General features: G+C 68.9%; 10 protein-coding genes. 1 reads left to right on the top strand and 9 read right to left on the bottom strand.

Annotated elements, in window-relative coordinates; translation table 11 throughout:
- From AC1DGD_RS10975 to AC1DGD_RS10935, 9 genes are all read right to left on the bottom strand, one after another.
- A partial coding sequence (locus tag AC1DGD_RS10975) for a thiolase family protein (protein WP_476856791.1) occupies nucleotides 1–1067 on the bottom strand: 1067 nt, incomplete at its 3' end.
- Complete coding sequence (pcaC, locus tag AC1DGD_RS10970) at nucleotides 1064–1549, bottom strand: 4-carboxymuconolactone decarboxylase (protein ID WP_476850664.1); 486 nt, start codon at nucleotides 1547–1549, stop codon at nucleotides 1064–1066. The genes AC1DGD_RS10975 and pcaC, both read right to left, overlap by 4 nt.
- A complete protein-coding gene (locus tag AC1DGD_RS10965; RefSeq protein ID WP_230007407.1) occupies nucleotides 1546–2364 on the bottom strand; it encodes an alpha/beta fold hydrolase in 819 nt (272 codons plus the stop codon). Before AC1DGD_RS10965 ends, pcaC begins: the two co-directional genes overlap by 4 nt.
- Complete coding sequence (locus tag AC1DGD_RS10960; RefSeq protein WP_476856790.1) at nucleotides 2357–3904, bottom strand: lyase family protein; 1548 nt, start codon at nucleotides 3902–3904, stop codon at nucleotides 2357–2359. Before AC1DGD_RS10960 ends, AC1DGD_RS10965 begins: the two co-directional genes overlap by 8 nt.
- Nucleotides 3901–4491, bottom strand: coding sequence for a protocatechuate 3,4-dioxygenase subunit alpha (pcaG, locus tag AC1DGD_RS10955; protein WP_476850666.1), 591 nt, complete (start codon nucleotides 4489–4491; stop codon nucleotides 3901–3903). The genes AC1DGD_RS10960 and pcaG overlap by 4 nt, the downstream gene beginning before the upstream one ends.
- Complete coding sequence (gene pcaH, locus AC1DGD_RS10950) at nucleotides 4484–5392, bottom strand: protocatechuate 3,4-dioxygenase subunit beta (protein WP_476856789.1); 909 nt, start codon at nucleotides 5390–5392, stop codon at nucleotides 4484–4486. The genes pcaG and pcaH overlap by 8 nt, the downstream gene beginning before the upstream one ends.
- 41 nt (nucleotides 5393–5433) lie before the next feature.
- Nucleotides 5434–7407, bottom strand: a complete 1974-nt coding sequence (locus AC1DGD_RS10945; protein WP_476856788.1) for a bifunctional sugar phosphate isomerase/epimerase/4-hydroxyphenylpyruvate dioxygenase family protein — start codon at nucleotides 7405–7407, stop codon at nucleotides 5434–5436.
- Nucleotides 7407–8288, bottom strand: coding sequence for a shikimate dehydrogenase (locus AC1DGD_RS10940; protein WP_230007572.1), 882 nt, complete (start codon nucleotides 8286–8288; stop codon nucleotides 7407–7409). The genes AC1DGD_RS10945 and AC1DGD_RS10940 overlap by 1 nt, the downstream gene beginning before the upstream one ends.
- 201 nt (nucleotides 8289–8489) lie before the next feature.
- Entirely contained in the window at nucleotides 8490–9332 is an 843-nt protein-coding gene (locus AC1DGD_RS10935; protein WP_230007573.1) for an IclR family transcriptional regulator, read from the bottom strand.
- A 225-nt stretch (nucleotides 9333–9557) separates the two neighbouring features.
- Between AC1DGD_RS10935 and AC1DGD_RS10930 the strand changes: the two genes are divergently transcribed.
- Complete coding sequence (locus tag AC1DGD_RS10930; RefSeq protein WP_223914915.1) at nucleotides 9558–10874, top strand: MFS transporter; 1317 nt, start codon at nucleotides 9558–9560, stop codon at nucleotides 10872–10874.
- Nucleotides 10875–10939 lie beyond the last annotated feature (65 nt).

Genomic DNA, 10939 nt, shown 5'->3' with positions numbered 1-10939 from the left:
CCGCCGGAGGCGCCGAGCGGGTGGCCCATGGCGATCGCGCCGCCGTGCCGGTTCACGATTCCCGCGTCGATGTCCCAGGCGTTGATGCAGGCCAGGGACTGCGCGGCGAACGCCTCGTTCAGTTCGACGGCGCCGACCTGGTCCCAGCCGATCCCGGCCTTGGCGAGGGCCTTGTTCGCKGCCTCGACCGGGGCGTAGCCGAAGTACTGSGGRTCGTTGGCGTGCGCGCCGCGCCCGGCGATCCGGGCCAMAGGCTCCAGGCCCAGGAKCCCGGCGGCCTTTTCACTGCCCAGCCACGCCGCGGACGCGCCGTCGGAGAGCGGGGACGCGTTCCCGGCSGTGACGGTGCCGTTCCCGGTCCGGAACACGGTCTTGAGCCCGGCGAGCTTCTCCGCCGAGGACCCGGGACGGATGCCCTCGTCGCGGACCAGGTCCGTGCCCGGGACCGGGACGACGAGGTTGTCGTAGAAACCCTCGTCCCAGGCCGCGGCGGCGAGGTTGTGGGAGGCGGCGGAGAACTCGTCCTGCTGCTCGCGGGTCACGCCGTACTTCTCCCGGAGCCGTTCGGTGGCCTCGCCCAGGGAGATGGTCCAGTCCGCCGGCATGGCCTTGTTCACGAGCCGCCAGCCCAGCGTGGTGGAGGCCAGGGTCAGGTCCCCGGCCGGGTAGGGCTTCTCGGTCTTGGGCAGCACCCACGGGGCGCGGGACATCGATTCGGCGCCGCCGATCAGCATCAGCTCGGCGTCGCCGGTGTTGATCTGGCGGGAGGCGATGATCGCCGCGTCCAGGGAGGAGCCGCAGAGCCGGTTGACCGTGGTGCCCGGGATCGAGACGGGCAGCCCGGCCAGCAGGGTGCCCATCCGGGCGACGTTGCGGTTCTCCTCGCCGGCGCCGTTCGCGTTGCCGAACACCACCTCATCGATCCGCTCCACGTCCAGGGCCGGGGCACGCTTCACGGATTCGCGGATCACGTGCGCGGCGAGGTCATCCGGGCGGATCCCGGCGAGGCCGGAACCGAACTTCCCGAACGGCGTCCTCACAGCGTCATAGATAAATGCCTGATTCATGGGTTCTTGTCCGTTTCTGCTTCGTCCATGGCTGCGTCGTCCATGGAATGGAAGACCTGCTGGGCGGTCTTGAACGCGGTGTTGGCGGAGGGGACCCCGCAGTAGATGGCGGTCTGGAGCAGGATTTCCTTGATCTCGTCCCGGCTCAGGCCGTTGGTGATGGCGGCGCGGATGTGCATGGCCAGTTCTTCCCAGTGCCCGTGGGCCACCATGGCGGTCAGGGTGACGGCTGAGCGCATCTGGCGGCTGATCCCGGGCCGGGTCCAGATGCCGCCCCAGGCGATCCTGGTGATCATGTCCTGGAAGTCCTCCGTGAAGGAATCCTTGTTGGCGTTGGCGCGGTCCACGTGCGCGGCGCCGAGGACCTCGCGGCGGACTTTCATGCCGCCGTCGTAGATCTCTTGGCTGGTCGCGCCGGGCTGGACCACACCGTTGCGTTCGGGCCCGAGGAGTTCAGCACTGCCGGCTTCGGAGAGAGTCATGCTCCCGCTCCCTGGGACTCGGTCCAGGTGATGAGGCCCTTGAGCAGCTCGGCGACGTGACCCGGCGCCTCGAACGGCGCCAGGTGTGCCACGCCCTCCAGGCTGACGGCCGTGGCAGTGCCGCCGCCGGAGGTGATGCCCGCGGCGACTTCCCCGGCCATCGACGGCGGGGCGACGTCGTCCAGGGCGCCCGCCACAACCTGGGTGGGAACGCGGATGGTGCCGAGCTGGTCCCGCACGTCGAAGCCGGCCAGGGCCTCGCAGCAGAAGGCGTAGCTGAAGCGGTCGGCGTCCCTGAGGCTGTGCAGGAGCCGGCTGCTGAGCTCCGGCTGGCTCTCCATGAAGCCCGGCGCGAACCAGCGCTGCGCGGAACCCTGGATCATCACCGGGGTGCCCTGCGTGCGCACGGTTTCTGCGCGTTCCAGCCAGCCCTCGGCAGTGCCGAGCTTCGCGCCGGAACACTGCACGGAGAGGCTCTTGAGCCGGTCGCCGTGCTTGATGCCAAGCTGCAGTCCGGTGGCGCCGCCGAGAGATACCCCGGCGTAGTGGAAGCGCGCGCCCGGGGCGATCGAATCGACCAGGCCGATTACGGCATCCGCGAGGTCGGCGACCGTGAAGGTCTCCTCCGCCGCGGGCGAGACGCCGTGCCCCGGCAGGTCCCAGGCGATGACGTCGACGTCGGCGCCCAGCAACGTGCCGGCCTGGCTCCACAGCAGGGAGGATGTTCCGAGCGAGGGTCCGACGATGAGGAGGGGCTTGTCGCCGAGTTCGCGCTGGGGCGACAGCAGGACTGCTTTGACGGTGGGTCTAGCCACGGGAAGCTCCGTTCTGGATTTGGTGGGCGAGGGCGCCGGCCTGGCCGGTGTATTCCGGATACGCCGCGAGGATGCGGCGGGAGACCTCAGCGGCCTGGCCGAGGTAGTTGGCCGGGTTCAAAAGTTCCTCAAGCCGGGCGTCGCTGAGCAGCTCCTGCGGGACAGCGGCGCGGAGCAGTGCCCGGTAGGTGTCCGCCTGCTCCGCAGCCGGGGCCAGGAGCGTTTCGTCCACGACGGCCTGCAGCCGCTGTTTCCCGGTCCGGGCGGCTCCCGGGCCGGCACCGGTCCCGTCCACAACGGTCCCGTCCAAGAGCGGTGCGACGGCGGCGTTGACGGCTTCGGAAAGCAGCAGCGGGCCGCCGAGCTCGAGGTTGCGGCGCATCGCTCCGGGGAAGACCGCCATCCCTTCGGCCAGTTCGCGCAGCTGCACCGCGGCGCCGAGGGCCAGGCGCAGCAGCTGGCGCAGGGCCGCCCATTCGCTGTGCCAGGCGCCGTCGGGGCGTTCGTCGTTGAAATTGGCGGCCGCGAGATGCAGCTGTGCGGCCAGTGCCGGGGCCTGCAGGGCGGCGCTGCGGATCAGCACGGAGAGCACGGGGTTCTGCTTCTGCGGCATGGCCGAGGACACGCCGCGCCCCGCGACGCGCGGTTCCGCGATCTCGGCAACTTCGGGCCGGCTCAGGAACAGGACGTCTGCGGCCATCTTTCCGGCCGCGTCGGTCACCGCCGCCAGCGCGTCGCCGAGCGAGGTCACGGCCAGCCGGTTGCTGTGCCAGGGGGCAGGAACGGGAGCGAGACCCAGGCGGGCGGCCAGCCGGTCGGCGAGGTCAAACGGGGACAGCGTCCCCGCGGCCGGCCCAGCGCCGTCAGTGAGTACAGTGCCGTCAATAAGTACAGTGCCGTCAATAAGTACAGTGCCGGAAGCCAGGGTCCCGGCGGCGCCGCCGGTCTGTACCGGCAGTTCGAGGGCCTCGAGCCGGCCGGCCGCGGCGGCCAGCCCGCTGAACCATTGCGCGGCCCGCAGCCCGAAGGTGTAGGGAAGCGAGTGCTGGGTCAGGCTGCGGGCCACACAAAGCGTGTGCCCGTGGGTTTCGGCGAGGCCGGCGAGGGCGGCCGTTGCCGACCGGAGCTCCGCGAGCAGTTCGCGGATGGCCCCGGCGGCCAGCACCATCAGGGCAGAGTCGAGCACGTCCTGGCTGGTCAGCGAGGTGTGAACGGCGCGGACGGCACCGAGTCCGGCGGTGTCCAGGTTCCTGACCTGCTCCCGGAGGTCGGCGAGCAGCGGGATGACGGGGTTGCCGCCGCCTTGGGCCCGGACGGCGAGGTCCGCGACGTCGTACCGCTGCACGTCCGCGGCGGCGGCCACCACCGCGGCGGAGCCGGCCGGGGCCAGGCCAGCCTCGTCCAGGACCGCCGCCCAGGCGGCCTCGACCTTGAGGATGGCGGCGAGCACCGCACGGTCCCCGGTCAGCGCCGCCACGAACGGCGACGCCGACACGGGACTCAGCAGGCCGGCGTCGCCGTCGGTTTCGAAGAAGGTCACTTGGAGGCACCCTCGGCGCTGCTGAAATCCAGGAACACGGTCTCGCCCTCGCCCTGGAGGCGGATGTCCCAGTTCAGTCCGCCGTCGGGATCCCGGCGTGCGATCAGGGTCCGGCGCCGGTCCGGGTCAAGCGAGCTGAGCAGCGGATCCTTGGCCAGGGCTTCCTCGTCTTCCGGCAGGTAGACGCGGGTGAACAGGCGGTTCATCAGGCCCCGGGCGAAGACGGCGACGGCAATGAACGGCGCCGCGCCCTCCTCGGTGGGGCCGGGGTTCACCGTGGTGAAGGTGAAGGCGCCGGTGTTGCCGACAGCGCTGCGGCCGAAGCCGGTGAAGGTGTAGCCGTCCCGGACCAGGGAGCCCGTGCGGTGCGGGACCTTGCCGTCCGCGTCGGCCTGCCAGATCTCCAGGATCGCGTCCGGGATCGGGTGCCCGGCGCCGTCATAGACGGTGCCCTGGAGCCGGATGGAACCCGGGGATCCGGGAGCCAGGAGCTCGCGGTCCTTGGCGAAGGGCAGGGCGTAGCCATAGAACGGCCCCACGGTCTGGCCCGGTGTCGGGGTGAGTTTACCCACGGCGTTGCTATTCATTCTCATCGCCTCCTGCGCCCAATGCCTCGTTTTCGGTCCAGGTCCGCTTGGACCCGGTCAGGACGATGTCCCAGTTGTACGCCAGAGCCCATTCAGGCTTGGTCTGGTCGTGGTTGTAGGTGGCCACGAGCCGGTCGCGGGCATCCTGGTCCACGATCGACTGGTAGATCGGGTCCAGCGGGAACAGCTGGTCACCGGGGAAGTACATCTGGGTGACGATCCGCTGGGTGAACTCCTGCCCGAACAGGGAGAAGTGGATGTGGGCCGGGCGCCAGGCATTGAGGTGGTTCTTCCACGGGTAGGCGCCGGGCTTGATGGTGGTGAAGCTGTAGGAGCCGTCCGCGCCCGTGATGCAGCGGCCGACGCCGGTGAAGTTGGGATCCAGCGGTGCCGGGTGCTGGTCACGCTTGTGGATGTAGCGGCCGGCGGAGTTCGCCTGCCAGATTTCGACAAGCTGGCCGGCGACGGGGCGTCCGTCGCCGTCGAGCACCCGGCCGGAGACCACGATGCGTTCGCCGAGCGGCTCGCCGTTGTGCGCGATGGTCAGGTCCGCTTCCAGCGCGTGCACGTCCATGTGCCCGAACGCCGGCGAGTACAGTTCGATGGTTTCCGGATCCGCGTGGTGCAGATCCTTGGTGGGGTGGCGCAGGACGCTGCTGCGGTACGGCGCGTAGTCGAGCCGCGGCTGGGTTTCGGCCGGGGCTCCGCCTTTGAGGGCCTGCGCGTACGCTTCGCCGATCGCCTTCATCTCGGCGCTGAGGTCCGCCTGCGACTCCGCGGCAGTATCCAAGGCATGGGCGGCGGGCGCATACGTCTTTGGTGCGGCCTCCGTGGCTTCGTCGGACACGTCCTCGGTGATCGGGTCGGCGTTGAAGACGTCGAGGTTGATTTCTTCAGGCACAGCAGCCTCCTTTCGTTGGTGTGTTTGTTGTTCGGATGGGGTCAGGAAGTACGGGTCAGCTGGTGCAGGTGGTCGTACTGGACGGCGTGCCGCACCGGGGCATTCGGGGCGCCATAGCCGTCGTAGGCACCGCGGCGCTCCACCATTTCGAAGAACACGCTGCCCACGGTGGCGGTGTAGAAGTGCAGGAACTCACCGTCAGCATCGCGGTCATAGAGCAGGTTGAGCTCACGGAGCGTGGCCAGGAATTCCGGGTCCAGAGCGAACCGGGCGTCGAGGTCCTCGTAGTAGTTCGCGGGGATCTGCAGGAAGTCCAGTCCGCGGTCCCGTGCGGCCCGGGCCGTGGCTACGAGGTCATCCACGGCGAAGGCGATGTGTTCCTGGTAGCCGGGGCGGTGGCCGGTGCCGGCAGTCCCTTCCTGCTGGATCAGCGGGGCCAGGTTCAGCACCAGGCGGACGCCGCGGTCCTGCGTCAGCATCACCTGGGACCGGACCAGCCCGGTGGGGCTGGCCACCTCGGCGAACGGCTGCGGTTCCAGTGCGAGGGCGCTGGTGTAGAAGAGCACGGCCTCGTCGAAGTGCTGCCACGGCTGCGCGAGGTTCACGTGGTCGATCACTGCGCCCGGGTGCTCTGCCGGGTCCGCCGCGGCGACGTCCAGGCCGTCGCCGAATTCCCGGGTCCACGCGGGGGTGCCGTCCGGGCTGCCCTGGCAGAGGAAGATTTCGGTGGAGTCCGGCGCGGCGAAGCCCTGGAAGACTTCCTCGTTGGCCTGGCTCTTGCGCGGCACGGCGGGGGCCTTGAGCTGCTGGGCGCGGGCGGCGGCGATAACGGGAGAGTCGACGTCGAAGCCCAGGGCGGAGATGGCAGGGGCGGCGGGAGCCGGCTGGCCGGTACCGGCGGCAGCGGTCGCTGTGCCGATGGCTGCCGGTTCTTCGTTGATGATCACGCGCGCGTGGCCCATGGTCCACAATTGCACATCCTTCGTGCGATGCCGCCCGTTGAACGCAAACCCCAGCTGGCCCAGCAGGGTTTCCAGTCCGGCGGTGTCACCGGCCCGGACCTCGGCGAAGTTGAAGCCGGCGGGCTCGGCCACGCGGGGAAGCGTGGCAAGCTCCATGGGGTAGCGGCGCCGGGCACCGGACACCGGGCCGGCCGCCCCGCTGGTCATCCCGCCTGCTGCATTCGCCGGGTTTGCCTCGAGCCAGGCGGCGCTCTGTTCTTCGAGCCAGATCAGCGACCGCATGGCGTCGACGGCGGTGCGCTCGACGTCGGCCTGGCGGAAGACGTCGTTGAACACTTCCAGCGACACCGGTCCCGTGTAGCCCGCGCGGACCACGTGGCCCATGAACTTGGCGAGTTCGAACTGGCCCTCCCCTGGAAACACCCGGTAGTGCCGGCTCCAGGACAGCACGTCCATGGACAGCTTGGGGGCATCGGCGACCTGGACGAAGAAGATTTTCTCCGGGTCGAAGGCCTCGATCGGCGCGGTATCCCAGTCCCGGGAGAGGATGTGGAAAGAGTCCAGACAGGTGCCCAGGTTGGGGTGGTCCACCATCCCAACCAGCCGGTGGGCGTGCTCGTAGTCGTTCACGTACTTGCCCCAGGCCAGGGCCTCATAGGCGACCTTGACGCCGTAGTCACCCGCGAGGTCCGCGAGCCGGGAAAGCTGTGCGGCGCGGAGCTCGTCATCGTCGATCGTGGCGGTGCCGACGTTGGAGCAGAGCAGCATGGTGTCCATGCCCAGGCGGGACATGAGCCGGAACTTGGCGTCCGCGCGGCGCAGGTTGGCGGCGAGCAGGTCCTCGGGAACGCTGTCGAAGTCCCGGAACGGCTGGTAGAGATCCAGGTTCAGGCCGAGGTCGGCGGCCAGCTTCCGGACGTCCTCCGGGCTCAGCGGGGACGTCACGAGGTCCTGTTCGAAGATCTCGACCCCGTCGAAGCCGGCCACCGCGCAGGCCTGCATTTTTTCCCGCAAGGTGCCGGCGAGGCAGACGGTGGCGATCCCGGTGCGCATCAGGCGGGCACCTCTTCCGCGGCCACAAGTTCCAGGAAGTGGGAGCGCATGCGGTCGGCGTCGGCCTGGCGCCCGGTGAAGATCCGGAAGGCGTCCGCCGCCTGGCCCACGGCCATCCGGCCGCCGTCGAGCACCTCGCAGCCCTTGGCGCGCGCCTCGCGGACGAGCTCGGTTTCGATCGGCCGGTACACGATGTCGGCCACCCAGTGCCGGGACTCCACGAGGGACATGTCCAGCGGAACCCCCGGATGGGCGGCCATGCCCACGGGGGTGCAGTGCACCAGGCCGTCGGCCTGCGGCATGAGCTGCGGGAGCTCCGCCGTCGTCCGGGCGGTGACGGTCCGGTCCGGGAAGAACCCGGCGAGCTCGGCCGCCCGTGCGGCGGACCGGGCCGCGTCGGTGTCCACGAGGTCCAGCTCGCGGACCCCCGCGGTGAGCAGGGCGTAGGCGACGGCGGAGCCGGCGCCGCCGGCCCCCAGCTGCACCACGCGATCCAGGGTGGCGCCGGGAAGCCCGGAGGCCAGCGCCGCGGCGAAGCCGGAGAAGTCGGTGTTGTGGCCAATGAAGCGGCCGTCGCGGATCACCACGGTATTGACGGCGCCCAGGCGCCGGGCGTCGGCGGAGACCTCATCCAGGTACTCGAGCACGAGCTGCTTGCAGGGGTGCGTGATATTCAATCCGTTGAACCCGAGGCTTCGGGCGCCGGAGAGCAACTCCCCCACGGCCCGGCCGGGCAGGCCGAGTTCGGTGAGGTCGATGGGGCGGTAGAGGTACCGGAGGCCCTGCACGTCGCCCTCGCGTTCATGCATGTAGGGCGTGAGGGAGGGCATGACGCCGTCTCCCACGAGGCCCACGAGGAAGGACTCTGCTCGATTGCTCATCCAGTTTGCTCCTTTGACAACGGCACTCGGCGGGCTGCGACGCTTGCGGCGTCCGCGGCGGGCCGGGTGATAGGGATTACATTACAGACTTTGTTCACATGTTGCACTGTTGTTCGAATGACGAACATATTATTACGGCGCCGGCTCGTTTCGGCGCCCGCTTTCATGACGCAGGCTTTCATGACGCAGGCTGGTCGGCCGTCACCGCTGGGGCAGCCGGGCCGACAGCTCGGCGGCCGCCGCCTGCAGCAGCGGCACGAGGGCCACGAGGGCCTCCATGCTCAGGCGGAAGACCGGGACGGCCGTGGCCAGCGAGGCGAAGGCGTGCCCCTGGGCGTTGAAAACCGGGACGGCGACGGCGCGCATGCCGAGTTCGTTTTCCTCATCCATGGTGGCGAAGCCCTGGCGCCGGACCTGCTCGATTTCGGCCCGGAAAGCCTCGCGGTCCGTAATGGAGAGCGCCGTCAGCGGCTCCAGGGGCAGCTCCTCGACGAGCTGGGCGCGGGTGGCGTCGTCGGCGAACGCCACCAGTGCCTTGCCCACCGAGGTGGTATGAAGTGCCCCTAGATGCCCGGGGTCGCTCGTGACCCGGAAGGTCTGCGGGCCGTCCACCTTGTTCACCGTCAGGTGGTGGATGCCGTCCCGCACGGAGAGGATGGTCGCCTCACCCGTTTCCTCGGTCACGCGCCGCAGGATCGGCAGGGCCGTACCCGCGAAGCCGTGGTGGTTGGAGACGCGCTGGCCAAGCTGGAAGACCCTCAGTCCCAGGTGGTACCGGCGGCCGTCCGGCTCGTAGTCAACGAAGCCGTCCCGCGTCAGGGAGCCGAGCAGGCGGTAGGTGGTACTGAACGGCAGATCCGCGCGGCGGGAGATCTCCGCGGCGCTGGCGCCCCGCGGCTCGTCGCCCAGGAGGACCAGCAGGCCCAGGGCCTTGCCCACCATGTCCGTCCGCGAGTCCTCCCTGGCGGCCTTGGCAGGCTTCGAAGGGGCTTCCGCCGGATACCCGGAAGCGGCGGGAACATCTGTGGTTTGATTCACACTCATGCATCGATGTTCCCACATAGTGAGAGCTATTTCTAGATGGTGATTATTTTTGTTGACAAGTGACTGTGCTCACAGTCATGATTGCTACATCGCACAAGTAGCTTCCACCATGTGGCTACTAGTCCGGGTCTTTCCACGGACCTCCGGCTGCACCACACTTAAGCAAGCGGCAGCCGAGACCTTCCTGATCCATCCGCGACAACGTCGTCACACCAAAGGAACACCATGAGCCACACTGTCCCGTCCACGACGCCGGGTATAACCACAGGAGGGACGCCGAAGAAGGCGGCCCTTGCCAGCTTCCTGGGCAGCGCCGTCGAGTATTACGACTTCTTCATCTTCGGTTCCGCAGCCGCGCTGATCTTCCCGCATGTCTTCTTCCCCGATGCGGACACCAACGCGGCGATCATGTCGTTCGCCACCTTCGGCTTTGCCTACATTGCCCGCCCGGTCGGCGCCGTTATCCTCGGCCACTTCGGTGACAGGATAGGGCGCCGGAAGGTCCTCATGTTCACGCTGTTGCTGATGGGCGCCTCCACCTTTGCCATCGGCTGCCTGCCAGACTTCAAGACGGTCGGCTGGTGGGCCCCTGTCCTGCTGGTGCTGGCGCGTCTTTGCCAGGGCTTTTCCGCCGCCGGCGAGCAGGCCGGCGCCTCGTCCATGACGCTCGAGCACGCCCCGGACAACCGCCGCTCCTTCTTCACCTCCTGGACCCTGACCGGCACCCAGGGCGGCCAGATCCTTGCCGCCCTCGTCTTCATCCCGGTCCTCGCCCTGCCTGACGACATCAAGTACACGATCGGCTGGCGCATCCCGTTCTGGCTCAGCGCCGTGGTTGTGCTGATCGCGTTCTTCATCCGCCGCACCCTGCACGAACCGCCGGCGTTCGAGGAGGCCCAGAAGACCAAGCAGATCTCCAAGCTCCCCGTCGCGGACCTCCTCAAGAGCCACTGGCGCGATGTCCTCCGCGTCATCGCCTGCGCCTTCATCGCCGCCGTGTCCACCGTCTTCGGCACCCTGGCCATCAGCTACGCCAAGAACGTCGCCGGCGTGGACGGCACCACCACCCTCTGGCTCGTCGTCGGCGCCAACTTCATGGCACTGGGCACCCAGCCGCTCTTCGGCATGCTCGCCGACAAGATCGGCCGCAAGCCGGTCTTCATCTACGGCGCACTGTCCAGCGCAGCCCTGACCCCGGTCTTCCTGTTGAGCCTCGAATCAGGCAACGTCGCGCTGATGTTCCTTACGGCAATCGCGTTCTTCTCCTTCGGCTACGCTGCGGCCAACGCGGTCTGGCCCTCCTTCTACGCCGAGATGTTCAGCACCAACGTCCGCTTCTCCGGCCTCGCAATCGGCACCCAGCTGGGCTTTCTGATGGCCGGCTTCGCCCCGGCGATCGTGGCGGCCATGGGCGGCATCCAGCCCGGTGGCTGGGTCCAGATCTCCATCTTCACCGCAATCATCTGCCTCATCGCCACCGTCGCGGCGCTGACGGCCAAGGAAACATTCCGGGTCCCCACTAAGCAGCTCGGCCAGCGGTAGCCCCCGCACCGGCAGCGGATCTCAACCGCACTTCCGCACAGCTTTACCGCCCCAACGACGGCGGC

It is taken from the genome of Arthrobacter sp. 05T45, from assembly GCF_056395875.1.
Note: the sequence above shows the minus strand (reverse complement) of the source record. Positions and strands in the feature narration are given on the sequence as shown.

Excerpts from the sequence above, each read along its gene's own strand:
- AC1DGD_RS10935 (WP_230007573.1), bottom strand. The coding sequence starts at position 9,332 with ATGAGTGTGAATCAAACCACAGATGTTCCCGCCGCTTCCGGGTATCCG.
- AC1DGD_RS10930 (WP_223914915.1), top strand. The coding sequence starts at position 9,558 with ATGAGCCACACTGTCCCGTCCACGACGCCGGGTATAACCACAGGAGGG.
- AC1DGD_RS10940 (WP_230007572.1), bottom strand. The coding sequence starts at position 8,288 with ATGAGCAATCGAGCAGAGTCCTTCCTCGTGGGCCTCGTGGGAGACGGC.
- pcaC (WP_476850664.1), bottom strand. The coding sequence starts at position 1,549 with ATGACTCTCTCCGAAGCCGGCAGTGCTGAACTCCTCGGGCCCGAACGC.
- AC1DGD_RS10945 (WP_476856788.1), bottom strand. The coding sequence starts at position 7,407 with ATGCGCACCGGGATCGCCACCGTCTGCCTCGCCGGCACCTTGCGGGAA.
- pcaG (WP_476850666.1), bottom strand. The coding sequence starts at position 4,491 with ATGAATAGCAACGCCGTGGGTAAACTCACCCCGACACCGGGCCAGACC.